At 68.3% G+C, this 25994-nt stretch carries 14 protein-coding genes; 5 read left to right on the top strand and 9 right to left on the bottom strand.

Annotated elements, in window-relative coordinates; translation table 11 throughout:
• Positions 1–102: 102 nt before the first annotated feature.
• Positions 103–1317, bottom strand: coding sequence for a sugar transporter (locus ACVWZ5_RS23960; RefSeq protein WP_301143920.1), 1215 nt, complete (start codon positions 1315–1317; stop codon positions 103–105).
• Positions 1318–1527: 210 nt separating this feature from the next.
• Here ACVWZ5_RS23960 and ACVWZ5_RS23955 point away from each other — a divergent pair, with 210 nt between their 5' ends.
• On the top strand, positions 1528–2844 hold the full coding sequence (locus tag ACVWZ5_RS23955) for a hypothetical protein (protein ID WP_084943219.1): 1317 nt from the start codon (positions 1528–1530) through the stop codon (positions 2842–2844).
• 249 nt (positions 2845–3093) lie between these two features.
• Complete coding sequence (locus ACVWZ5_RS23950) at positions 3094–4104, top strand: TerC family protein (protein ID WP_062574353.1); 1011 nt, start codon at positions 3094–3096, stop codon at positions 4102–4104.
• A 62-nt stretch (positions 4105–4166) separates the two neighbouring features.
• On the opposite strand, the gene ACVWZ5_RS23945 is transcribed toward ACVWZ5_RS23950, so the two are convergent.
• From ACVWZ5_RS23945 to mqo, 3 genes are all read right to left on the bottom strand, one after another.
• A complete protein-coding gene (locus ACVWZ5_RS23945) occupies positions 4167–16658 on the bottom strand; it encodes a filamentous haemagglutinin family protein (protein ID WP_457340908.1) in 12492 nt (4163 codons plus the stop codon).
• A gap of 206 nt (positions 16659–16864) precedes the next feature.
• Positions 16865–18013 (bottom strand): substrate-binding domain-containing protein, encoded by a 1149-nt coding sequence (locus tag ACVWZ5_RS23940; RefSeq protein WP_062574355.1) that lies wholly within the window; start codon positions 18011–18013, stop codon positions 16865–16867.
• 350 nt (positions 18014–18363) lie between these two features.
• Positions 18364–19938, bottom strand: coding sequence for a malate dehydrogenase (quinone) (gene mqo / locus ACVWZ5_RS23935; protein WP_457340907.1), 1575 nt, complete (start codon positions 19936–19938; stop codon positions 18364–18366).
• Between the two features lie 215 nt (positions 19939–20153).
• On the opposite strand from mqo, the gene aroQ reads away from it, so the two are divergent.
• Positions 20154–20603: a type II 3-dehydroquinate dehydratase gene (aroQ, locus tag ACVWZ5_RS23930; protein ID WP_084943214.1), complete on the top strand. Its 450-nt coding sequence runs from the start codon at positions 20154–20156 to the stop codon at positions 20601–20603.
• Positions 20600–21445, top strand: coding sequence for a shikimate dehydrogenase (locus tag ACVWZ5_RS23925; RefSeq protein WP_062574357.1), 846 nt, complete (start codon positions 20600–20602; stop codon positions 21443–21445). The genes aroQ and ACVWZ5_RS23925 overlap by 4 nt, the downstream gene beginning before the upstream one ends.
• 52 nt (positions 21446–21497) lie before the next feature.
• Here the strand turns inward: ACVWZ5_RS23925 and ACVWZ5_RS23920 are convergent, their stop codons facing one another.
• Genes ACVWZ5_RS23920 through ACVWZ5_RS23905 form a run of 4 tightly spaced genes read right to left on the bottom strand, consistent with a single transcriptional unit; the run spans position 21498 to position 24329 of the window.
• Entirely contained in the window at positions 21498–22232 is a 735-nt protein-coding gene (locus ACVWZ5_RS23920) for an amino acid ABC transporter ATP-binding protein (protein WP_457340906.1), read from the bottom strand.
• Positions 22219–22866: an amino acid ABC transporter permease gene (locus tag ACVWZ5_RS23915; RefSeq protein ID WP_457340905.1), complete on the bottom strand. Its 648-nt coding sequence runs from the start codon at positions 22864–22866 to the stop codon at positions 22219–22221. Before ACVWZ5_RS23915 ends, ACVWZ5_RS23920 begins: the two co-directional genes overlap by 14 nt.
• Positions 22867–23532, bottom strand: a complete 666-nt coding sequence (locus ACVWZ5_RS23910) for an amino acid ABC transporter permease (RefSeq protein ID WP_062574359.1) — start codon at positions 23530–23532, stop codon at positions 22867–22869.
• An 11-nt stretch (positions 23533–23543) separates the two neighbouring features.
• Positions 23544–24329, bottom strand: a complete 786-nt coding sequence (locus ACVWZ5_RS23905) for a transporter substrate-binding domain-containing protein (RefSeq protein ID WP_028688746.1) — start codon at positions 24327–24329, stop codon at positions 23544–23546.
• Positions 24330–24590: 261 nt separating this feature from the next.
• Here ACVWZ5_RS23905 and ACVWZ5_RS23900 point away from each other — a divergent pair, with 261 nt between their 5' ends.
• Complete coding sequence (locus ACVWZ5_RS23900) at positions 24591–25289, top strand: FadR/GntR family transcriptional regulator (protein ID WP_062574360.1); 699 nt, start codon at positions 24591–24593, stop codon at positions 25287–25289.
• Positions 25290–25295: 6 nt separating this feature from the next.
• On the opposite strand, the gene ACVWZ5_RS23895 is transcribed toward ACVWZ5_RS23900, so the two are convergent.
• Complete coding sequence (locus ACVWZ5_RS23895) at positions 25296–25958, bottom strand: TetR/AcrR family transcriptional regulator (RefSeq protein WP_062574361.1); 663 nt, start codon at positions 25956–25958, stop codon at positions 25296–25298.
• Positions 25959–25994 lie beyond the last annotated feature (36 nt).

Genomic DNA, 25994 nt, shown 5'->3' with positions numbered 1-25994 from the left:
AGGGGCGCATATTGTCTGAGGGATTGATGCGGATCAGTCGATGGGCATTCGCGTGCCGGGGCTGCGCTTCGATGCTCGGGCAGCCCCTACAGAGGTCGCGGTTCAGACCTGGCCGGGAACGCGCGCCAAGGCCTCACGAAAGCGCTGGGTGCTGGCCAGCGCCAGCACCAGGCCGACAACCGCCACGCCGCCACCGACCAGGCCGATATGCGCCACGCCCAGCTGGCTGCTGACGATGCTGCCCAACAGCGCGCCGCCGCCGATGCCGATGTTGTAGATTCCCGAGAACAGCGCCATGGCCACGTCGGTGGCATCCGAGGCGAGCTTCAGCGTCTTGGACTGCAGGGCCAGGCTGAAGCTCAGGATCGCCACGCCCCAGACCATGCTCAGCCCGGCGAACACCGGGAAATTGCCCGACAGCGGCAGCAGCAGCAACAGGCACGCCGCCAGGGCGCCGATGGCGCCCACCAGGAAGCCATGGGGGAAACGCTCGCTGTAGCGGCTGAACAGCACCGAACCGAACACCCCGGCGCCGCCGAACAGCAACAGCAGCAGCGTGGTGCGCTCGCCGCCGATCTGTGCCACATGCAGGGCAAACGGCTCGATATAGCTGTAGGCGGTGAACTGCGCGGTGATCACCAGCGTCACCAACAGGTAGGTGATCACCAACGCCGGGCGCTTGAACAGGATCGGCAGGCTGCGCAACGAGCCGGAGTTCTGGCTCGGCAGCAGCGGCAGCGACTTCATCAGGCACAGCATGGTCGCCAGCGCCACCCCGGCAATGCACAGGAAGGTGATGCGCCAGCCCAGCGCCTCGCCCACCACCCGCCCCAGCGGGATGCCCATGACCATCGCCAGGGTGGTACCGGTGGCCAAAAGGCCCAGCGCCTTGGCCTGCTGGCCGGGCGGCGCCACGCGCACCGCCAGCGACGCGGTGATGGCCCAGAACACGGCGTGGGCCAGGGCAATGCCGATGCGGCTGACCAGCAGCATGGCGAAGCTCTGCGACAACCACGACAACAGGTGGCTGGCGATGAACACCAGGAACACGATCAGCAGCAGGCGCCGCCGCTCGATGTTGCGGGTCATCAGCATCATCGGCAGCGACGCCAGCGCCACCACCCAGGCATAGATGGTCAGCATCAGGCCGACCTGCGCGGTGGTCATCTCGAAGCTGCGACCGATATCGCTGAGCAGCGCCACCGGCACGAACTCGGTGGTGTTGAAGATGAACGCCGCCAGCGCCAGGGCGATGACGCTCAACCAGCTGCCGTTGCCGGCTGCAGGGGGCATGGAGGTGGGTACGGGTCCATTCATGTGAAGAGGTCTTTCTCCGCGGGCAAGGCAACAGGACGCGCATCGCCTGCCCAGGTGCCAGGCCGGTGATGCACGTTTTTGATTATTGGAAGGATGCCCAGCATGGTACGCATCAAGCCCGGACCTCACAACCACGGACGCCGACGGAGTACCATGCACCCTTTTGTGGCAGCGCCACTCACCCTGCGGAACAAGGAGTTCGATCCGCCCATGGACAAGCAGCACCCCCAGCAGCAATGGCGCGAGGCGGTCATCGCCTACGCCGAGGCCATCAACCGCTATGTCGCGCAGGGCCGTGCGCAAGGCTGGGACGATCTGGAGGAGCCGCAGGCAGCGGCGACCGAACACCTGCTCGACGCCTGGCTGGCAGCGCTGCGGGCCATCAACCGGCCCGGCGTCGAGCCGGCGCAGCGCCAGCTGTTCCGCGAGGCCTGGCCGCCAGCGCACCTGCCGCTGGTGCCCCTGTTCGAGGAACAGGCCCAGGGCATCGGCAACCTGCTGCTGCTCGACGACGGCAGCCTGCTGGCGCGCATCGGCATGCCGTTCGACCGGGGCCAGGTGCTGCGCATCGACGACCAGGGCATCACCCCGGTAATCGGCGTCGAGCACTTCGGCCGCTGCCCGCAGCGGCGCTACTACGCCCTGGCCAATGCCGAAGGGGTGCGCGTGACCGATGGCTGGGGCGGCCCGCAGGTGGCCAGGCTGGCCTGGCCCCATGGCCTGGAAGGGTTGCCCGCCGGCTACCCGTTCGACCCCTTCGACCTGCCGCCGACGCCCACCGCGCTGCTGCCCTTCCCTGACGGCCAGCGGGTCCTGCTGGTCAGCAGCGACGGCATCTTCGTCCTCGCCGCCAACGGTGCCACGCGCCTGCTGCCACGCCAGGAGACGATTCTCGAGGACCTGCGCCAAGGCACCGATCCGGACGACATAGCCCTGGGCCTGGCCATGGAGCACGCCGCGTTGTCACCGGATGGCCGGCTGATCGCCCTGGGTGAACAGTGCGGCCGGCACCTGGTGCTCGACGAACACTTCAGGCCCATCGCCGAAGTCGGCCCGGCCAGCGAGTACCCGCACTTCGCCCTGTTCAACCGGCGCGGCGACCAGCTGATCCTCAACGCCTGCCATTTCTACCAGGGCGGCACCGTCGGCGTGCGGGTGGCCGACCTGCCGGGGCTGGACACCGGCTTCTACAGCGAGGACCCGCGCACGCCGCTGTTGCAGGACGGCGCGCGGATCTACGCAGGCGTCACCCGCGAAGGCGAGTACATCGTCGGCGACGCCCATGGCTATCTGCGCGCCTTCGGCGAGGACGGCAGCGAGCACTGGCAGCACTACCTCGGCTCGACCATCAGCGCCATGGACATCAGCGCCGACGGCCGCACCCTGGCGGTGGCCAGCCATGCCGGCTTCATTTCACTGATCGCCCTGGACAGCGGCCGGCCGCAATGGCAGATCGGCACCGGGGCGCATGGCGAGGTGCGGCGCTGGGTGTGCTGGAAGGGATTCGAGCAGCCGCTGGCCTGGTAGGCCGGCGGCGCCCCGGGGATGTGCCCCTTACGGATACGCTGCAAGACCCGTCAGAACGCCTAGCGCGCAGTCAGTTCGCCGCACCGCTGGCCATTGGATCCAGGCAAAGAAATGTAACAGCCTGCCATTCGGCAAGCCCGAGGATCGCGACTAGGCTCAAAATCATGTGATGCCGGGCCCCTCTGACGGTTTGCGCCGCCATGTCGGAATCACTGTTGCCATGCAACGTCGACAATCAAGGAGGGGCTCATGACGGCTCTGCAGCAATTCCTCTTCACGCCTTTTCTCGGCACCAGCGCCTGGTTGTGGCTGGTCTTCATCACCATCGTCATCGCCTTGCTGGTCCTCGACCTGGGTGTGCTGCACCGCCAGGACCGCGAGATCGAGATGCGCGAAAGCCTGCTGCTGTACTCGGGCTACTTCAGCGTCGGCGTGCTGTTCGGCATGTGGGTCTGGTATGAGCTGGGCGCGCAACCGGCGCTGGAGTTCTACACGGGTTTCCTGGTCGAGCAATCGCTGTCGATGGACAACGTATTCGTCATGGCGATGATCTTCAGCTTCTTCGCCATCCCCCGCCGCTACCAGCACCGCGTGCTGTTCTGGGGCATCCTCGGGGTGGTGGTGCTGCGGGCGATCATGATCGGCGTCGGCGCCGCGCTGGTACAGCACTTCGCCTGGGTGCTGTACCTGTTCGGCGCCTTCCTGCTGTTCACCGGGGTGAAGATGGCGCTGTCGAAGGACGACGCCCACCCGGACCTGGCCAACAACCCGGTGCTGCGCTTCGTGCGCCGGCACATGCGCGTTACCGACGAGTTGCATGGCCGGCACTTCTTCGTTCAGCTCACCCCGCCCGGAGCAACGCGGGCCATCCGCTATGCCACGCCGCTGTTCCTGGCCCTGGTATTGATCGAACTGGCCGACCTGGTGTTCGCCGTCGACAGCGTGCCGGCGATCTTCGCCATCACCCAGGATCCGTTCATCGTCTACACCTCGAACATCTTCGCCATCCTCGGCCTGCGCTCGCTGTACTTCGCCCTGGCGGCGCTGATGCACCGCTTCGTCTACCTCAAGTACGCGCTGGCGCTGGTACTGATCTTCATCGGCTGCAAGATCTTCTGGCACGGGCTGGTGGGCAAGGTGCCGGCCGGGGTGTCGCTGGGGGTGACATTCGGCCTGCTGCTCGGCGGCGTGCTGCTGTCGCTGCTGCGCACCCGCGACAAAAAGGCGGACCCGACAGCGGTCGATGAAGCCCGACGATAACGAGCCGGGCAGCAGCGAAGGCCAGTGCCCCTGGCCCATCGCCGCTGCCCGGCAGCCCCGGATCATAGCAACAGGTTGCCCCGCTCCTCCTCGGTCAACTGTGCCTTCGCCCGCTCATCCAGCGCCCCGGCCCCGAGCACCTGCACCGGGCTCTGGCGATTGTACTGGGGGTTGAGGCTCGCCCCGTCCTGCCCCGGCACCAACCGCTCGCCACCGAAGCCCAGCACCTGCACGGTGATCACCGACGGCTGGCGCTGCCTGGACGCGGCCTGCTGCTGGCGCCCCGCCTCTTCGGCAGCCTGGCTGGCCGACGATGCCGCGGCGCTGGCCGAGGCGATCGCCCCGGTATTCACCGACGCCACCGCCGGCATGCCCTTGGCGTCGCCCTGGACCTGGATGTTGGCGGCGTTGACCACCTGAAGCGCAGCGATGTTGACGTTGCCCGATACGCGGATCCCGGCCTCGCCAGCGTCGATGGTGCCCTGCGGCGCGATCAGGTCGATATCCCCCGGCGGCACCTCGGCGATCGGGTTGAGCGTGGCGATGCCGGCGCCGGTGCTCGGCACGCTTGGCGCCAGGCCGACGTTGCCCCACAGGTCGTAGGTGCGTTTGGGCGGGGTATACACCACGGTGGTCTTCGAACCGCGACCGGCGTTGATGTCGCCCTGGGCCGACCAACCGAGGATCGAGCCGCCGAAGGTGGTCATGATCCGGCTCTGGCCGAGCAGGATGCTGCCGTGCGAGTACAGCTGGATATCGCCGCTGCCCTGGGTGATCACCCCGGCAGTGGACGGTGGCGCCTCACCCTCGATGCCGAACACCTGCTGGCCACCGGGTGTCAGCACCTGGATGCCGCCGCCGAAGTCGGTATGGATGCCCGCCCCGCCATAGAACGTGGCGCTGCCGCCATAGCTGATCGGATTGCCGGCCACATCCCGCTCAGGGAACAGCGTGGCGATCGCCTGGCGGCCGCGTACATAGCTGCCGGTGCGCGGGCCGTTGACGTCGTTGTACTCGCGTCCGCCTTCGCGCAGTTCGCTGAAGTAGACCTGCCGGGCGAAGATGCGCTGCTGCTCGGCGGGCAAGGCGGCGAAATAGTCACGGCTTGCGACGCTATCGCCGGTGAAGTCGAAGCGTTCACGCAGCCAGGCCTGCAGTTCCTGGTCGTAGACCTTGAACGGCTGGTCCGGCTGGCCCTGCTTCGTGCCCAGGTAACGCTCGAGCAGGCGGGTATAGTCCGGCCCGGTCTTGCCAGCGCCGACGACGATGGCGATGGCAGCGCCGTCGTTCCCGCCACCGCTGCCATCGACCCGGCCAATGCTGTTGATCGCCGCCTCCTGGTAAGCCGAGCCCACGCCCTGACCGGACTGGAACAGGTTGCCCCCGGCCACCACTTCCAGCTGGCCGGGCCCGGCGACATTGAAGGTGCTCAGGCGAATGTCGCGGCCGGCGCTGATCAACGAGACATCCAACGCGTCGCCATGAATGATCAGGTTGCCCGAGGAATGGATGTTGCCCTGGTCTCCCGCCACCATGCCCGTCGCCCCGAAGCGCTCGGTCCCCAGCGCCTTGCCGGCATTGACGATATCGCGCCCGGCCATCACCCGCACCGGCCCTGCGCCCTGGTACAGCTTGAGCCCGGTCTGCTGGTATTCAATGATTTCACCGGTGTTCAAGCCGAGGATGTCGCCCGCCAGGGCATAGAAACGCGCAGGCGCCTGCGGCCGCTGCCCGGCCCTGTAGGTGTTGAGCCCATAGGTGAACAACGGCGCCGTATCCAGGCTGGCGGCAACGTCCCCGCTCAGGTTGCCGGCCCGGTACACGAACGCGAAGTCCTGGCCCAGCATGGCGGGCCGCTGCGGCGTGGCGATGGCTGAGGTGTCGGTGCCGGCCTGGCTGATCACATAGCCACCGGCATAGATCGACTCGCCCGCGATCAGTTGCAGGGCGCTGCGCGCAGACGGCGCGGTCATCAGCGAGTACGCCGACGTCGCGACGCCCCGCTCGCTGGCCGAACTGCCGTAGTACAAGCTGCCGTTGGCCGCCAACACGCGCAGAGCCGTCGGGTAGAACAGCCGCCCACCGTAGAGCGGCAGGTTGCGCCCGGCTCGGGTGTCGTCGAGGTTGACCGGCGTGACATTGCCGCCCAGGGCCAGCAGGTCCACGGCGGTGGTCTCGCGCCACAACGAGAACCAGCTGCTGCCCTGCCCGGCATAGCGCACACCGTTGTCGCCGAGGAAGCCGGTCATGTTGAACTGCGGCACCCGACCTGGGTCACCCACGCCTTGCACGACCAGGTCGCCGCGGCTGTCCAGGCGCACGGCGGCATCGCCCGGCATCAGCGTCAGGCCACCCAGCGCCGCCGCCTTGGTCGAGGTGAAAGGGTCGTAGGCACGCGACTCGCTGCTGTCGTTGAAGGCGAAGCTGCTGCCATAGACCTGCCTGACCACGCCGATACTGCCCGCCTGCACATTCAGGGCGCCGCGCAGGTTGACCAGCGTGCCGCCCAGGTCGGGGGTGACGCGCGCCATTTCCAGGGCACTGGAACCCGGGTTGATGGCGCCGGCCACACGCAGGTTCAGGTCGCCGCCTCCGGTCTGCACCAGGCGACCGTCCTCGGTCATCCGGCCACTGCCGCCGACCACCAGGTTCAGGCCCTGGCTGCGCTCGGCCTCGACGCCCGCGGTGTTGCTGCTCTGCAGCAGGCCCGCCGAACCGTCCACGCCGACATCCAGGTTGCCGCCGCCCAGGGTGCCGATGCCGGTGAAGCCCACCAGCCAGGGCTCGGCCACCGTGGCCTGGGGCTGCTGGGCGAAGGTGCCGAAGTTGACCCACCAGGCCGCCGGGGTATCGGCGCTGGGCTGTCCCTGGCGCCACAACCAGTTGCCCACCGCGGCCGACGCCACTTGCGGCCTGGCGAGGGCACTGCCGGTCCTGGTCGCCACCAGGTTGCCCGTCAGGTCGCCGCCGGCGGCGATGCGCAGGTTGCCGCCCTGCTCCGGATACCAGGCGCGGTACAGGCTGTCGGTCAACGTTTCATAGGCCGTGCCGGCGCCGCCCAGCACGCTGCCGTCGGCCAGCCGGCCACGGGCGACCTGGTGCGGATCACTGCCGTCGCGCCATAGCGACGGCGCCTGGGTGCCGGCGGTGTAGACGCCGAACAGCGAGTCCATGCGCCAGTCGCCGGCGCTGAGCAGGTCCAGATCGCCGGTGCCAGTACGCAGCACGCTGAACATCAGGGTCTGCGGCGTGACCTCGATACGCTCGGGCTCGCTCGGCGCATCGACCTCCACGCACCAGCCGGGGATCGAGCACAGGTCCATGTCGGCTTCCGCCACCGGGGTGCCGGGCTCCATGCCGTAGGTGTTGTCCGGCCCCCAGACCCAGATCTTCTTGCCGCCCACTGTCTGGTCCACGCACCAGCCGGCGATGTCGCACAGCACCAAGTCCTCGGGCGCCACCGGGGTACCCGGCTCCATGCCGTAGGTGTTGTCGGGGCCCCAGACCTTGATGGTCTTCACTGCCGGCTCGCACCAGCCGGCGATCTCGCACAGCGCCAGGTCCTCGGGCGCCACCGGAGTACCTGGCTCCATACCGTAGGTGTTGTCCGGCCCCCAGACCATGCCGGTGCCGGTATCCCCGCCGCCGCTGCGTTTTTGCTGCGCCATGTAGTGCAGGTCGGCCAGGCGCAACACGCCGGCATCGGTGTCGTGGCGGGTGATGCGGCTGTCCGCGGCATCCAGGTCGGCGCCGGCCACCAGGCGCATCGACCAGGACTGCGAACCTTGCGCCAGCATCTGCGCCAGCGCCCAGTTGCGCCCCTGCTGGCCATTGACCGCGGGCCGCAGCTCGATCAGGTCGACGCCCTCGGCCAGCTTGACGTCGGTGCCGGCCGGCAACCGCGAGCCCACGGCCAGGCCCAGCACGCCGCGCTGGCTCAGGCCGCCGCTGGGCAGGGCAACACCCTTGCTCCAGGTGCCGCCCTGCACCGCCACGCTGACCGGCAGGCGGCTGCCCGCATCCAGGTGCGTGCCAACGGCCAGGGTGACCGGCTCGCGCAACAAGGTGCCGGCGGCATACAACAGGTTGCCGCCGGCATCGCGCACCGGGGCCTCGAGCACCGTGCCCGCAGGCAGGGTCAAGGGCGCCGACAGGCTCATGGCACTGGGCAGGCGCTGGTTGGCCGGCAAGGTGGTGGCGGCGAACGGCAGGTCGAAGTTGAGCAGGCTGCCTTCGGGGAACAGCGTGCCCTCGGCCAGTTCGACGCCGCTGCGCGGGATCACCAGGTCGCTGTCGAAGGGCTGCTTGCCGGGCACCAGCAACCAGCCCTTGCCGTCCGTGCGTGTGTCGTCGGTGGCCAGGTCCACCGGCATGAAGCCGTCGCTGATGCTGCCGTACACCTCCAGGTTGCCCCCGGCGCGCAGCACCAGGTTGCCCACCTCGCCTGAACCGTAGACCGAGGTCTGCGCGGTCAGCGGGTTGAGGCTGGCGTAGCGGTGGCCGGACAGGTCCAGGTCGCCCTGCACCACCAGGTCGGTGCGGGCATCGGCCGTGGCGATCTCCACGCCCGGCCGCAGGTGCAGGGCCTGGGCGTAGCGGGAGTTGTTGAGCCCGGCCAGGCGTACCTCGAGCAGGTCGCGATTGCCCAGCAGGTGGTTGATGAACTGCACGCTCAGGTCGTGCTTGCGGTTCAGGTAATCCTGGTCGATGACCTGGATCGGCCGGCCACTGGCCGAAGTGCCACCTGGCGCCGCGTCGGTGTAGCGCTGATTGCCGACCACCGCGATGGAACGGGCGCCGAGAATATCGACCGGGCCGCGCACGTCGATGGCGATATCGCCCGCAGTGTCGCTGCCCAGGCGCGGGGCGATCAGCTCCAGGGTGCCCCGTGGGCGGCCATCGCCCTGCCCGGCGGCGGTGCCGTGGCGCAGGTCGATGCGCGCGCCGCTGGCCAGGGTCAGCTGGCCCTGGCCGCTGTTGAGTTCGACCACGGCGCGGTTCGGCGCGTCGATGATCGCGCCGTAGCTGTCGACCCGCAGCCCACTGCCGTGGGCATCGAGCAGCGCCCCGGCGCCGAGGGCAAGGCCACGTCCGGCGGCCAGGCGGATGCTGCCGACCTGTTCGCCGCTGGCATCGACATGGCCCTCGACCCTGAGCTGGCCGTTGTCCAGCGACACGTTGATCTGCCGTGCCTTGAGCTCATCGCCGATCACCAGGTCGCCCTGCTTGATCTGGAAGCTGCGCGCACCGAACACTTCGTCGCGGTTCAGGCGCTGGTTGAGGCCGGCAAAATCGTCCAGGTGCCGGGCACGGATATCGACCGCGCCACCCGCGTAGGGGACCCGCGTGCCGGCGGCATCATACTGGCCGCTGGCAGCCCCGAGGATCCTGCCGAGCAGCTCGATGCCCCCACCCTGCTCACCCAGGGCGATGGCGCTCAGGCGGCCGGCGCGGTTGTTGCGGGCACTGAGGTCGATCAGCGCGCCGGCGGCCTGGTGAATGTTGCCGAACTGACTGCCGAGCACCAGCTCGCCACCCCAGCTGTACTGGGTCACATCATTGAAGGTCAGGGTGCGCCCGGCCAGGTCCACCCGCGCGGCGTCGCCCAGGCGCAGGTCGTCCACGGCCTGCAGGGTCAGGCGGCCACTGGGCAGGCTGAAGGTGCCGTCGACCAGCAGTTGCCGCGCCTTGAGGCTCAGCTCGGCCCCCAGTGCCTCGCGGCCGCTGGCCAGCGTGCCCGCAGCGCCTTGCACACGCAGGGTGCCGCCGGCCTCGATGCGGTTGAGCGAACCCGCGGTGCCGGTCCACAACGGCGTGTCCACCAGCAGGTCGCCCCCGCTGTAGGCGAAGCCGCCGTCGGCCTGGTAGTCGCCACGGCGGTGATGAACCAGCAGGCTGCCCTTGTGGTTGGCCGTCACCTGGTGGCTGGCGTGCAGTTCCACACGGCTGAAGCCCAAGGTCTGGCGCGCCATGTCGGCGCTGCCGTCGGGCTGGCTGTTGGCGCCATAGCCGAATTCCAGGTCCTTGACGCGGATGGCCAGCACGCCATCGCCACTGCCGGCCCCACCCGCGATCGGCGCACCCGCGACGTTACGGGCACCGCTCCAGATCAAGCGTTCGGTGCGGATGGTCGCCTGGTCGCCGGCCAAGCCACTGCCATGGATGGCCGGTACGCCGAGGACCAGGGCCTGCAGACGGTTCTTGCCGGTGATCGGGTCGTAGGTGTCGAGCGCGGTGGTACCGAAGAAATTCAGCGAGTCGGACGCCGCCAGCGTCAGGGTCTGCAGAGCAGGCACGCCATCGGCCGGGCTGCCCTGCAGCAGGCGGTCGAGCACCTGCTGGTTGAGGGTCAGGCCCTGACCCAGGACACCATTGGCCAGGGCCTGGGCCAGCGCCTCGGCGCTGCCGACGTTGATCCGCCCGACCGACAGGCCCAGGTGACGGGTGCCGAAGGCCACGCCATCATCGAGGCTGAAGGTCTTGTCGGTGGCGGCGAACAACGAGCCTTCCGAGTACAGCCGGGTGCTGCCCTGGCAATCGCCGGCGCTGCAGCCGCCAATGAGAATGGAACCCGGCGCCCCGCTGGTGGTGAGCGGCGAAGACAGCACCTCCAGCCGGCCATTGGACACCGCCAGCAAGGCGCGGCCATTGCTGTTGATGAAGTAGCCGTCATCGGCGCCGAAGGGCACCGCGCCACGGCCAAGGGTGACGAGACCGGCCCCCTGCTCGACGACGATACCGCCGTGCGGATCGTTGCTGGTCAGGAACACTTCGCCAGCCCGCAGCTCGGCCCCCGAACGCACCCAGATATCGCGGGTGCCTTCGAGGAAGGTCATCTGGTTGCCGCCCTGGCCGTAGAGCACATTGGCCCGCCCGCCCAGGGTCAGCCGGGGTGCCTGCAGGGCATTGAGCTCGCGTGCCGACAGCACCGCGATGTTGTCGCCGATGGCCTGGCCGCTGCCGCCGTCGCCGACGATCTCCAGGCCCCGGGCGCCGAACACCGCAGCGCTGCCGGCATGGCCACCCTGGGCGGCGGCGAAGTTCACCCGGCCGGCAAAACGCAGGGTGCTGGCGGCGTCGTTGTTGGTCTGCACCCGCAGGTTCAGCCACTTGCCATCGGCCTCGATCGCCGCGCGCGGCACGCCCTTGGCCACGGCATCGGCGCGCACGAAGTCGGCGTAGGCCATTTCGTTGTACTGCGAATAGCGTCGCAGCACGTCAGCTGCGGTCAGGATCACCTGGCTCGGCAGTGCCTGGCGGATACCGGTGTTGGCCACCGACAGGCTGCCCGTGGTGGTCCATGAACCGTTGCGCATCGCCTGGCTGCCAGAGCGTCCCACGGCCGTGGCCAGGCCATTGAGCTCGACCCTGAACGCGCCCGGCAGCAGGGCATAGCTGGCCGGCAGCAAGGTGTAGGTGCCGGCCGCCAGGCCTGGAATGCTGCCATCCAGGGTGATCTGCTGGCCGATCCCCGGCGCTGCCACGCCGGCTTCGCCGGTGACCGGTGCGTAGGGGCCGGTGAAGCTTGGCACGATGGCATAGACCGGGTTGCTGTCCAGGGTGGGCAGGACCAGGCGCCCCTCGCCATCGAACTGCATCAGCGGGTGGTAGCGGGCATCGGTGGAGCCGCCGCGTCCGGAGACGAATCCGGCCCCGGTCAACGTGCCGCCCCCGGACAGGTCGATCAAGGCGTCCTGGCGGACATCGATCGATTTGCCGTTGAGCGACACCCCGTAAAGGCTGTCGCCTGCCGCCCCCACCAGCTTCACCGCCTCGCCACCGAACAGGTAGCTCAAGCCGTCCACCGTTGCGCCATAGGGCATGACCAGCCCGGCCGCGCTGACCGAGGTGATGCTGCCCGGCAGCAGGGTCACGGACTGGGTGCCCCCCGTTTCCTGCCCCAGCGACAACCCGCCCAGCGGCGCCCGCAGCACGCCGCCCTGCTCCACCTTGCCGGCGATCAGCGCCAGTCGGCCGAACACCGAGAACGGTTGCTCGGGCGTGCCCTGGCCGGCCCTGCCAATACGCAGGGTGGCGTTGGCGCCCGTCTCGATCTGGCCGAAGGCACCGGTGGTCGGGTAGACCTGCGCGGCGAGCAGCTCCAGGTCGGCATTGCCGCGCAGCAGGGTGCGGTCGGTGCCCTCGCCGACCTTGCCCAGCACGCGCAGGTCGCCCTGGCTGCGCAGGCTGCCCAGGGCAAAGCCACGCCGATCGAAGTCCAGCGTGCCGCCCGTGGCCAAGGCCAGGCTGCCATGGGCGCCCAGGGTCAGCGCATCGCGCAGGTCCAGCAGCTGCGCGTCGACCTGCAACAGCGCCGCGCTGTCCTGGGTCGACAGGCCGCCCTTGAGGGTCGGTCGGGTCGCCTGCTCAGCGCTGCGGTGGTTGCTGCCCGCGAGCCGCACATAGGGCGCCTGCAGGTGAACACGGGCGTTGCCTGCGCTCCCCTGGGCCAGCACCAGCGAACCGGTGTACAGCTGCAGGCTGCGGGCCATCTGCAGATCGATGTCACCATCGAACGCCACCACGCCGTCGCTGAGCAGCGACAGGCTGTCGAAGCCCCCAGCAGCGACCCTGGCGACGTCGAGGCGCCCCTGGCCATAGCGCAACGGACCGCTCTCAAGACCGGCAGCGCCCTGGGCAAGGGTCAGCTCGCGGGGGGCCTTGACCCCGTCGACCAAACTGGCATTGAGGTACAGACCCGTGTCCAACGCCACCTCCAGGCTGCCGCCCGCAGCGCCAAGACCACCGGAAGCGGCACTGAAGCTGCCGTTCAGGCGCAACCCATGGCTCGACGCCAGGCTGATGCGCCCGCCGTTGCTGGCCACGGCCACCGGCCCCTGGCCACGGATATCCAGCGTGGCCTGGGCGCCATCGGCGCGCAGGCGGGCGCCTTCGGCCATGTCCAGGAACAGGTAGGCGCCATTGCTGGTCCCCAGGTTGTGGTCGATCTGCCCACCGATGACGATGCTGCCGCCGTCATCGACCCGGCCATAGCGGCGCCCCTGCAGGTCAACAGCCGTGGCCGCCCGACCGGACACATCGATCAGGGCCTGGTTGCCGAGGCGGATGGAGCGCTGGTGCGCGCCTTCCGATACACCGGAATCCATGGCCGGCAGCCACGGCTGCAGCAGACTGACACTGCCGCCCCAGGCATTGAGGGTGCCGTCCAGGGTCAATTGCGCGGTGCTGCCCAGGCTGATGGACTGCAACGGGTCGACACTGATCGTCGCGCCGCGCCCGACCTCGAGCAACGCTGCTTCGCGCACGGTCTGGGCGAAACGGGTATCCCCCGCCGCCAGGGCCAGGCTGGCGCCGGCACGCGACTCCAGGGTGCCGGCCACGGCGTTCTGCACGAGCGGCGGCGCCAGCCAGACCTGCGCCTGACCACTGACCGGCTGGCTGGCGTCAAGCCGCTCCACAGGCCGGGTGACCTCGATACGGCTGCCGGCGGCCACGCTCAGGCTGTGATTGCCGGTGATGGCGTAGTGGGCGAAGCCGCGGCTGAAGAAATCCTCGGCCAGATGCACGCTGGCCTTGCCATCGGCGGCGGCGCCAATGCTCACCCGGTCGGCGGCCACGGTCAGGGTGCCCGCACCACTGCTGCCGTAACCGCGCAGCTCACCATCGAGGCGCATCCGGCCGGTCCCGGCGCTGTTCAGCACGCTGCTCTGCAAGGTCAGGTTGCCGCCGCTGCCGCCGAGCAGGCGGTTGGCTTCGCGGCGCACCACCCCACCGGATACGTCCAGCACGCTGCCGCTGTCCAACAGCACATCACCGCTGCTACGCAGGCTCAGACTGCCGCCGTTGCGCCAGGCCCGCTCGCCGGGACTCACACCTTCACTGCGCAAGCCGCTGACATCCAAGCGTACGCCGGCGGCCACGCCGACCTGCGCGCGCAGCCCTGTCGGGGTAACAAGCGGCAGGTCATGCAGGCTGGCGAGGACCCGCTGCCTGAGCACATCGCCCAGGACCATCTGCCCGCCTCTGGCGGTCAAGTCGGCATTGACCTGCACCTGCGGGGCATAGAGCGTCAGGCTGCCACCGTCGGCCAGACGCAGGGCATCATCGACCTGGATACGCTGCTGGGCGGCGACCGTAAGGCCGCCCAGGGCCGAGCCGTTGAGCCAGTCGCTGTCGAGCAGCAGTTGCCCGCGACGCTTGTCGTCCAGCGGTGCCTGCAGGCCGATATCGGCGCTCTGCCCGTCCGCCCCTTGCCGCACCAGCACCTGCTGCATGACCGGGGTCAGGCTCATGCCCAGCGCCTTGGCATCGGAGAGATAGCCGGGCACCTGCTGGCCGATCACCAGCTGCGCGCCCTGGGCCCGGGCGCTGTGGACCTGGCTATAGCCGTCGCCTCCGCGCACCGGCGCCTGGACCTGGCGCTCGTCCTGCCAGGTCTGGCCGACCAGCTGGCCATCGAGCACCGCGCTGTGGGTCGCCACCACCAGGCTGCCGGCATCGCGCCCCACGGTGTAGCCCTGCTCGAAGCGCTGCCCAGGGGCGATCAGCGGATTGTAGAAGGTGCGGGTCTGGTCCCAGCGTGCGCTGTGCGCCTGGTAGCCTTTGTACAGGCCGGTGTAGAGCAGGTCGCCCGGGGCCCGCGACAGTTCGTACAGGCGTCCGTCCTCACCACGCAACCAGCTCTGGCGGACGTAGCCGTCCTGCACCGCCAGGGTGCCACCGGACAGGTTGATCTCGGCGCCGGCACGGGTCACCAGGTCCTGGCCGGTGAAGGTCACCGTGCCGCCCTGGGCCATCCACTCGCCGACACTGTGGTTGCGGGTGCCGAGGTAGCCGCCGACCTCAAGCAGGCCACCGGCGGTGTACCAACGATCGCTGGCGTAGCCGTTGACGCCCTTCTCGACATGCACCAGTTCCCGTACATCCACCCACACATCGCTGTTGATCAGGCCGCCCTTGTCACGGTTGCCGGCCGCGTCGCGCTGCTCGTTACCTTGCACGTTGATCTTGATGACATTGCTTTCCATCGCCACCTTGACCCCGAGGGCCCCGGCCACATCGATGCGCGCGCCCTCGTCCACCAGGCTGCGCAGGCCGGCACTGACCGCCACCTGGCCGCCGGTGGCCAGGGTCAGGGCGCCTTCCTGGAAATGCACGGTGCCGCCACTGACCACCTCCACCCGCGACTGTTCGGGGCGGTCGATGACCTTGCTCAGGTTGTCGAAGCGGCCCGTGGCGTTGTTGCCACTGACGCCATCGATCACCTGCCGCGAAGCCTCCCGCTGGCTGTCGAGGGCCTGGCTGTCGTCGAGCAGCACGGCGGTGACGCTGCCCTTGCCGAAACTGACCGTGCCGCCGGTATCGCTGGCCGAATTGAGCAGGTGGATGCTGCCACGCCGGTCCACCGCGGTGCTGGCCAGGGCCACGCCGTCCTGGCGCACGGCATGGCCGGTCAAGGTGATGTCGCCGCCTGCGGCCTGGATCAAGCCACCGTTGGCCACGCTGCCGGCACTGCTGCCGGCCTTCAGGCTGCTGGCGACCTCGTTGCCACGGGTGGTGGAGAAGGCGTTGGCCTGGGTGCCCTTGCCCCGGCGGATATAGAAGGCGTCACCGGCGGCCAGGGTGGCCTGGCCCTGGGGCGTGATGATCTGGCCTTCGTTGCTCACCTCGCTGCCCAGCAACAGCACGTAGCCGCCCCCTTCGGTGGAGCTGGCCGGCGCGCGGGTCTGCAGCTGCGCGCCGCGCTCGACCTGGAGCTTGCCGGCGGCCTCGGTGAAGGTGGCCTGGCTGGCGTTGTTGTCGACATAAAGCCCACGCTCGCGGAACTGCTCGTCGCTGACCTGCGCTGCCGCCGCCACCAGGTTGCGCACGTTGACCTGGCTGCTGCCGTTGAACACCACGCCATTGCGGTTGACCAGCATCACCGTGCCCTGGGCCTCGATCTGGCCCTGGATCTGGCTCGGCCGGGCATTGGGGTCGTTGACCCGGTTGAGCACCGCCCACTGCGCCTGCTGATCGAACTTGACCGTGGTGTCGCGGCCGACGTTGAAGGTCTCCCAGTTGAGGATCGCCTTGTCGGCGGTCTGCTCGATCAGCACCTGCGTCCTGCCGCCCACCTGGCTCTGCTGCGGCGCCTTGGCATTCTGCCAGCCCTCGGTCAACGGGTTCTCGTCGACCTTCAGGCCGCCCTCGCCCAGGCCGTTGGGCACGGTCTGCGGCTGCACCTGCGCCAGGGTACGCCCGGCGGCCTGGGCGGCCTGCTGCGCGGCGATGGCGGCCACGGTGTTGTTGAGGTTGCCCACCGACCGCTGGAACTGCTGGTTCAGGCGCTGCTGCTGTGCCAGCGGCGGTGGCGCGCCGGGCAGTTGCACGGTGCCACCGCCGCCGACGCTGCCCCCACTGGCGGGCGCAGCGCCCTTGGCCGCGAACCAGGCCGAGCTGAACGGCTGCGCGGCGTGGGCCGTGCCCGCCAGCATCAGCAGCGCGATGGCCTGGGCCAGGGGCTTGAGCAGCATGGGCTCATGGCCGACAGGCTGGCCACGGCGCTGGACGACGGTGGCTGGAAAGTCTGGCTGGTGCTGGCCGCTCGACATCGCAGGGTTCCTTGTGCTGGGTCATGGAAGGCAGTTCGGTGCGGCCGTGATGCCGCTTTGCCATAAGGCAGTCGGCCCGGGCCCGGACCGAAGTTTTGTCATGCAAAGTTCATCTGCCTGGGTTACGCGCACACGCGAAAACCGACGGTGCCGTACCGGCCACCGTCGGTTGTCCGCCCGTTGCGGGCTTGGGCTTTCGCGTGCGCTTACAGTCGGCCGATGCCGTTGCAGACCGAAGCGTTGGCGATGTCGGTGCCTTCGTTGTAGCCGTTGTCCAGGAACACCTTCTTGATCTCGGCGGCGTAGGCGGCCGGCAGGCTGACGAAGGAGTGCTGGGCGATGGTGGCGGCCTTGGTGCCGGAGTACAGGTCGTTCAGGAAGCTGCGCACGGCGGTGGCGTCAGCCGCGGTCTGGTAGCACTGGCCGACCAGCAGGTTGGTGTAGCCGACGATCGGATAGCCCGAGGTCGGAACGATGCCACCGGCGTTGAAGATCGGCACCCACTTGCTTGGGTCGGCGCGATCGGCCGCGGTGCTCGGGGCGACGGCGGTGCCCAGGGCGGTACGGGCGTTGGCGGCGGTCGGCAGCGGCGCGGTGCCGGCGGCCATGGCGTTCTTGCTGACACGGGCGACCACGGCGTTGTTGCCGGTGGCGACATAGTCAGGGCTGACGTAGCCGATGGTGCCATCGGTGGCGTTGACCGCGTTGACCACATCGGCGCTGCCGGCAACGGCTTGCCAGGTGGCCGGCTCGCTGCCGACGTTGGCGGTGGTGAAGGTGCTGCTGACCACGAAGGACGATGGGCAGGAGTCAGCCAGGAAGCGCGACAGCAACTCGGTGGTGCCGCTGCTGCCGGAACGGTAGATCACCTTGATCGGGGTGGTGTCGGCGCTGCCCAGCAGCTGGCCCCAGGTGGTGGTGGTGCCGGAGAACACGGCGCACAGCTGGGCGCCGGTCAGTTGCAGGTTGGTCACGCCCGACTTCTTGTAAGGGATGGCGACAGAAGTGCCCACCGACGGGATCTGTACCAGTTTGCCCCAGGTGGCGGCCTTGTTGCTGTTGTAGGTCGACAGCTCCGAGGCGCTCAGCACCGAGTCGCTGCCGGCGAAGTCGACGTTGGTGCCGGCCGGCTGGTTGATCGAGGCCGGTGCGTTGGTCAGGAACGCCGTCTTGCCACCGCCGCTGCCCACGCCGGTGTAGCTGAAGTCGGCCGGCAGCAGGCGTGGCAGGGTCGAGGTGCCGTTGTAGAGGTTTTCCGGCAGGGTGGCGCCACCACCGACAACAGCAGCCATGGATTGGGCCGAAGCCAGGGTAGCAGCCACCAGGGAGGCGGCGATCACAGTACGCTTAAACATGAAGCAATCTCCTATCGTCGTGTTCATACGTTGAGTGGGTCGCGCATTGCTGTGGCCACAGGCCGCATACCCTGATCCAGAGGGGCTGGCGGCCTGTCCACGGAGGCAACATTCGCAGCTTGTGGTGACAGGCAAAGGAAAAAACATCGGGAGTTCGGCGGGGAAAAGCTCGGGTGTCGGCGTGCGGTTTCCGGGCTTGCGGCGGGCTGGCCAGGAGCCGGGGCAGGCAGTACGGGAGGGATCGAACCGGAGGATGGCAGCTCAGGTACTCGGGAGCTTGGCCTGGGGAGAAAAAAACATTGCGCCAGTGCCGGCCACTTCACAGTGGCCGGCTGGTCATGGGCGGGTCTTCAGGGCGCGGCGACCTCGCTGGGCGTCGCCAGTTGCAGAACCTCGCTGGTGTAGGCCCACTCTTCCTGGACCTTGTCCGGGTGCTCGTTCAGGCGGATGCCATAGGACGGAATGATCTGCTTGATCTTCGCCTGCCACTCGGGCGTGGCCACCTTGTCCTTGAACACCTTGTTCAGCAGGTCGAGCATGATCGGCGGCGCGGTCGAGGCGCCCGGCGAGGCGCCGAGCAGCCCGGCGATGCTGCCATCCTTGGACGTCACCACTTCGGTGCCCAGCTTCAGCACCCCGCCCTGGTTTTCGTCCTTCTTGATGATCTGCACCCGCTGGCCGGCCTGCCACAGGCGCCAGTCTGCCTTCTTGGCCTCGGGGAAGTAGGTCTGCAGCGCAGCGAAACGATCATCGTCGGACTGCATCAGCTGGCCGATCAGGTACTGCACCAGGTCGAACTCCCGCACCCCGACCCGCACCATCGGCCAGGTGTTGTGCAGTGACATGCTGGCGAACAGGTCGAGCAGCGAACCTTCCTTGAGGAACTTGGTGGAGAAGGTGGCGAACGGCCCGAACAGGATCATGCGCTTGCCGTCGAGCACCCGGGTGTCCAGGTGCGGCACCGACATCGGCGGCGCGCCGGTGGCGGCGATGCCGTAGGCCTTGGCCATGTGGCGCTGGGCGATGGCCGGGTTGTCGGTGACCAGGAACGAGCCGCCCACCGGGAAGCCGGCATAGTCCTTGGCTTCGTCGATGCCGGACTTCTGCAAGAGCGGCAGCGCCGCGCCGCCGGCGCCGATGAACAGGAACTTGGCATCGGTGGCCGAGGTGCTGCCGTCCTTGAGGTTCTTGTACTCGACGTGCCAACTGCCGTCGTCGTTGCGGGTGATGGTCTGCACCTCGCTGGACAGCTTGAGGTCGAAGTTGGGCCGGGTCTGCAGATAGCCCACGTACTGGCGGGTGATCTCGCCGAAGTTGACGTCGGTGCCGATGGGCGTCCAGGTGACGGCGAGCTTCTGGTTGGGGTCGCGCCCCTCCATCATCAGCGGCACCCACTTGGCGATCTGCGCGTGATCCTCGGAGTACTGCATGGGCTTGAACAGCGGGCTGGCCTGCAGCGCTTCGTAGCGTTTCTTGAGGAAGCGGATGTTGTCGTCCCCCCAGACGAAGCTCATGTGCGGCGTGGTGTTGATGAACGAGCGTGGGTTCTTCAGCACGCCCTGCTTGACCTGCCAGGCGAGGAACTGACGGGTGACCTGGAACGACTCATTGATCTCCACCGCCTTGCTGATGTCGATCTTGCCGTCCTTCTCCGGCGTGTAGTTGAGCTCGGCCAGCGCCGAGTGGCCGGTGCCGGCGTTGTTCCAGCCGTTGGAGCTTTCCTCGGCGACCTTGTCCAGGCGCTCGACCATCTCCATCGACCAGCCCGGCTCCAGCTCGTTGAGCCAGACCGCCAGCGTGGAACTCATGATGCCGCCGCCCACCAGCAGCACATCGACCCGCTTGCTGTCGGCGGCGTGGGCGTTAAGGCCCAGGGCCAGGACCAGTGCCGCGACTGCCCACCTGGGCGTTTTGCTGATGTTCATGTGCGCTCCCTTGTTGGTCATTGCGTGCACCTGCGCGATCAAGCTTAGCCGACTGGATTGCTCGGGCATGGTCGCGGTGTTTTTTAATGCCTTTGGCGGGACCTGTCGCGGGCCAGGTCCGATAATCGCCCGCTTTCCATCGGTGACGGTTTGACGAAACTAACCAGGTAGTACAAATATCCAGACATCCAAAAACAACAAAGTGATACCCCGTCATGACACCCCGAATCCTCGTGCTCAACGGCCCCAACCTCAACCTGCTGGGCCCCCGCGAACCCGCCCAGTACGGGCATGAAACCCTTGCCGACCTGGCCCGGCTGTGCGCCGCCAGCGCCGCTGAACTGGGCCTGGAACTGGAGTTCCGCCAGACCAACCACGAAGGCGAGCTGCTCGACTGGATCCATGCCGCCCGTGGCCGTTGCCACGGCATCCTGATCAACCCTGCCGCCTGGACCCACACCTCGGTGGCCATCCGCGACGCCCTGGTGGCCAGCGAGCTTCCGGTGATCGAGGTTCACCTGTCCAACGTGCACAAGCGCGAGCCGTTCCGCCACCTGTCGTTCGTCTCCAGCATCGCCGTGGGGGTGATCTGCGGCCTCGGCAGCCAGGGCTACCGCATGGCCCTGAGCTACTTCAGCGAACACCTGCGCGAGCACGCGGCATGAGCGGCCCAGGCATCCTCGCCGGCCTCATTGGCCGTGGCATCCAGGCCTCGCGCACACCGGCGCTGCACGAGCGTGAAGGCGACGCCCAGGCGCTGCGCTACCTGTACCGGCTGATCGACGCCGACCAGTTGGGCCTGGACGACAGCGCCCTGCCCGCCCTGCTCGATGCCGCCGAGCGCACCGGGTTCACCGGCCTCAACATCACCTTCCCGTTCAAGCAGGCGATCCTGCCGCTGCTCGACGAGCTGTCGGACGAAGCCCGCGGCATTGGCGCGGTGAACACCGTGGTGCTGCGCGAGGGCCGCCGGGTGGGCCACAACACCGACTGCCTGGGCTTCGCCGAAGGCTTGCGGCGCGGCCTGCCCGGCGTCGCGCGACGCCAGGTCGTGCAGCTGGGCGCGGGCGGCGCGGGCGCGGCGGTGGCCCATGCGCTGTTGGCCGAAGGCGTCGAGCGCTTGCAGCTGTTCGAGGTCGACCAGGCCCGCGCCCGGGCGCTGGTGGACAATCTCACCCAGTGTTTCGGCGCCGGGCGCGCCGTGCTCGGCGAGGACCTGGCCGGCGCGGTGGCCGACGCCGATGGCCTGGTCAACACCACGCCCGTGGGCATGGCCAAGCTGCCCGGCACCCCCTTGCCGCCCGCGCTGCTGCACCCACGGCTGTGGGTGGCGGAGATCATCTACTTCCCCCTGGAGACCGAGCTGCTGCGCCATGCCCGGGCCCTGGGCTGCCGCACCCTGGACGGTGGCACCATGGCAGTGTTCCAGGCGGTCAAGGCATTCGAGCTGTTCAGCGGGCGACCGGCCGATGCCGAGCGCATGCAGGCGCACTTCGCCAGCTTCTAGCAAACCCGCGCTTGCGCAATCCGGGCTGCTGCGCGACGAAGCGATGCAGCCCTCAGGCCCCCGCCACCGCACCGATGAAGTTGGCCAATTCCGCCGTGCGCGGCGCGGCGAACACGTCGCGCGGGTGGCCGGTCTCGTGCACCCTGCCCTGGTGCATGAACACCAGCTTGTCGCCCACCTCGCGGGCGAAGCGCATCTCGTGGGTGACCATGACCAGGGTCATGCCCTCCTTCGCCAGCTGGCGCACCACGCCCAGCACCTCGTTGACCAGTTCCGGGTCCAGCGCCGAGGTGATCTCGTCGCACAGCAGCACCTTGGGTGACATGGCCAGCGCCCGGGCGATGGCCACCCGCTGCTGCTGCCCACCGGAAAGGCGGTCGGGGTAGGCGTTGATCTTGTCGCCCAGCCCTACCCGCTCGAGCATCCGCTCGGCCAACCGGCGTGCCTCGGCCCTGCCGGTCTTCTTCACCACCTGGGGCGCGAGCATCACGTTCTCGCCCACGGTCAGGTGCGGGAACAGGTTGAACTGCTGGAACACCATGCCGACCTTCTGGCGCAGCGCGCGCAGGTCGGCACGGCCGGCATCGAGGTATTCGCCATCCACCTCGATCACCCCGTCGCTGATCGACTCCAGGCCATTGAGGGTACGCAGGAAGGTGCTCTTGCCCGAGCCGCTGCGGCCGATGATGGCCACCACCTCGCCCTCCTCGATGCTCAGGTCGACCCCCTTGAGCACGTGGTTGTCGCCGTAGTACTTGTGCAGCGCGGACACTCTAAGCAGGGGCATGCAGCCTCCTTTCCAGGTAACGGGCGCTCAGCGAGAGCGGGTAGCAGAGGATGAAGTAGCCCACGGCCACCAGGCCGTAGATCAGGAATGGCTCGAAAGTGGCGTTGGCCAGCATGCCGCCGGTCTTGGTCAGCTCGGTGAAACCGATGATCGAGGTGACCGCGGTGCCCTTGACCACCTGCACCGAGAAGCCCACGGTCGGGGCGACGGCGATGCGCAACGCCTGGGGCAGGACCACATGGCGCAACTGCTCCAGGCGGCCCATGGCCAGGCTGGCGGAGGCCTCCCACTGGCCCCGCGGGATCGCCTCCACGCAGCCGCGCCAGATCTCGGCGAGAAAGGCGCTGGTGAACAAGGTCAGGGCGATGGCCGCGGCCATCCACGCCGACACGTCGATGCCGAACAAGGCGATGCCGAAGAACACCATGAACAGCTGCATCAACAGCGGCGTGCCCTGGAACAGCTCGATGAACGCGCGGGCGGCGCCACGCAGCAGTGGCCGGTCACTGATCCGCGCCACCAGCAGCAACAGCCCGCCGACGCTGCCGCAGGCGAACGCCACCAACGACAGCAGCAAGGTCCACTGCAACCCGGTCATGAGGTTGCGCACGATATCCCACAAGGTGAAGTCCATTCAGCGTCTCCCCATCAGCAGGCGCTGGCCGATCCAGGCCAGCAGCTGGCGCACGCCGATGGCCATCAGCAGGTACAGCAGCGTGGTCAACAGGTAGGTCTCGAAGGCGCGGAAATTGCGCGACTGGATGAAATTGGCGGCGAACGACAGCTCTTCGGTGGCGATCTGCGAACACACCGCCGAGCCGAGCATGACGATCACGATCTGGCTCGTCAGTGCCGGCCACACCTTGGCCAGGGCCGGTTGCAACACCACGTGGCGAAACGCCTCGAAACGGCTCAGGGCCAGCGCGGCCGCAGCTTCGAGCTGGCCCTTGGGGATCGCCTGGATACCGGCGCGGATGATCTCGGTCGAGTAGGCGCCCAGGTTGATCACCATCGCCAGCACCGCTGCCTGCCATTCGCTCAGGCGCACGCCCAGCGCCGGCAGGCCGAAGAAGATGAAGAACAGCTGGACGATGAACGGCGTGTTGCGGATCAGCTCCACGTACAGCCCGAACAGCGCGTCGAACGGCCGCAGGCGCCAGGCCCGGGTCACCGCGCCGAGCACGCCGATGGCGACCCCGAGCACGGTACCGACCAGGGTCAGCTCCAGGGTGAACAGCATGCCCCGCAGCAACAGGTCGCCCTGCGCCAGCACCGGGGCGAAGTCGAATTGATAGGCCATCGCTCAAGCGCTCAGAGATCGGCCGGCAGCGGCTGCTTGAGCCACTTCTCGGCGTTGCGGTTCAGGCTGCCGTCGGTCCTGGCGGCGTCGAGGGTGGCGTTGACCTTCTGCAACAGCGCCGGCTCGTTCTTGGCCAGGCCCACGTAGACCGGCGAGTCCTTGAGCTTGACCTTGAGCACCGGCACCTTGGCCGGGTTCTTTGCGGCGATGGCGGCCATCACCACGCTGCCGCTGGCGATCAGCTCGACCTGGCCGGACAGGTAGGCGGCGATGGTCGAGTTGTTGTCCTCGAAACGCTTGATGATCGCGCCCTTGGGCGCCACGGCGCTCAGTTCCATGTCCTCGATGGCGCCGCGGGTGACGCTGATGGTCTTGCCGGCCAGGGCTTCGATCGCGTCGACCGGTGCCTCGGCCGGGCCGAACACCGCCAGGTAGAACGGCGCATAGGGGCGCGAGAAATCGATCACCGCGGCGCGCTCAGGGTTCTTGCCCAGGCTCGAGATCACCAGGTCGACCTTGCCGGTGGTGAGGAACGGGATGCGGTTGGTGCTGTTGACCGGGGTCAGGGCCAGCTTGACGCCAAGCTTGTCGGCCAGCAGTTGCGCGGTGTCGATGTCCAGGCCGCGAGGCTTGAGGTCCGGGCCGACCGAACCGAACGGCGGGAAGTCCTGGGGCACGGCCACCTTGAGCACGCCGCGTGCGGTGATGTCAGCCAGCGCGTCGGCCTGGGCCAGGGGCATTGCCAGAGGGGTGGCGCAGAACAGGGTGGCCAGGAACAGGGAGCGGAACGTCTTCATCGAAAGGCCTCGCAGGAGTCCGGAAAGGGGCTGCGGTGCCAGTGCACGGGCCATGCCAGTCTTGGGCAAAACACCTGCGAGCGGCGTGGTGCAAGGCGCCGATCAGGTCTTACTGGTCTGAACAGTTGTGACCTCGAAGCATCCCGTGCCCCGCTTTCGCGCAACGGCCGCAGGGCCTGCGCCAGGACGAGGCAAGGCTTGCCACGCCGTGCCGATTGCCCGTAAAAGGGAGGCCATCGCCCTCAGACCGGTCTGAACAGCATGCTCGCCACCGCCACGCGCCCCGTCCCGGAAATCGCCCTGCAGGCCATCCGCCAACTGATCGAGCAGGACGGCTACCAGCCTGGCGACGCCCTGCCTTCGCAGCGCGACCTGGCCGAACGCCTGGGCGTGAGCCGGGCGTCGCTGCGCGAGGCCTTGTCGTCGCTCAGCGCCCTGGGACTGGTCAGCGTGCAACCGGGCAAGGGCGTGTTCGTCCAGGCTCCGGCCACCGGCCAGCCATCGCCAGGCGGCTTCGCGTGGCCCTATGCCGAACAGGTCTCGGCCGCCGACACCTTCCAGCTGCGCTACGCCCTGGAAGGCTTCGCCGCCGGCCAGGCGGCCCTGGCGTTGACCGCCGATGACCTGGACGCGTTGCAGGCCAACGTCGAGGCAATGGCCGTGGAGTTGCGCGCCGGGCGCTTCGAGGCCGCCGCACGCCTGGACTTCGCCTTCCACCGGCAACTGCTGCAGGCCAGCGGCAACCGCGCGATGCTGCAGGTGATCACCGCCAGCCAGGACATTTTCCTGGAAAGCCAGAAACTGCCGTTCATCCGCCCCGAGCGGGCCATGGAAACCTGGCAGGAGCACCGCAAGATCCTCCGCGCCCTCGCCCGCCGCTCCCAGGCCGGCGCACAACGGGCAATGCAGGAGCACATCCGCAACGCCGCGGCGCGCACCGGGGTGGTGTTCGCCGGTTGAGCGGGCTCAGGCCTTGATGTAGCGCATCACCGCCTCGCAGATCACCTGCTTTTGACGCTGCTTGACCGGCTCGTCGGCCAGGTCGATCTGGAAGATGTCGCCGAAGGTGTGGCGGTTCGATACCCGATAGAAGCAGAACGAGCTCATCAGCATGTGCAGGTCGATCACCTCGATCCCCGGGCGGAACACGCCCTGCTCCACGCCACGGGCGAGAATCTTGCCCAGTGCGTCGAGCACCATGCTGCTCATCTCGCGGATCACCGGCGACTGCTTGACGTACTCGCCATAGTGGATGTTCTCGGTGCAGACGATGCGCACGAAGTCGACGTTGTCGGCATGGTGGTCGAAGGTGAACTCCACCAGGCGCTGGATCGCCTGTTCAGGCGACAGCGAGTCGAGGTCCAGGCTGTGCTCGGTCTTGCGGATGTCGCCGTAGAGCTTGACCAGGCATTCGACGTAGAGCTGCTCCTTGCTGCCGAAGTAGTAGTAGATCATGCGCTTGGAGGTGGCGGTACGCTCGGCGATGGCGTCGACCCGGGCACCGGCCAGGCCCTGCTGGACAAACTCGGTGATGGCGGCCTGGAGAATGTTCTCGCGGGTCTTTTCCGGGTTGTTCTTGCGCGATCTGCGCAGCCCTTCGACTTCAGGCTTTGCTACCGAATCACTCATACCGACTCACAGGCTCGTTATAGGAATCCGGACGAT

The sequence above is a fragment of the Pseudomonas sp. TE6283 genome (assembly GCF_054060555.1).
The sequence above is the reverse complement of the archived record's forward strand: the minus strand, read 5'-3'. Positions and strand labels throughout refer to the sequence as shown.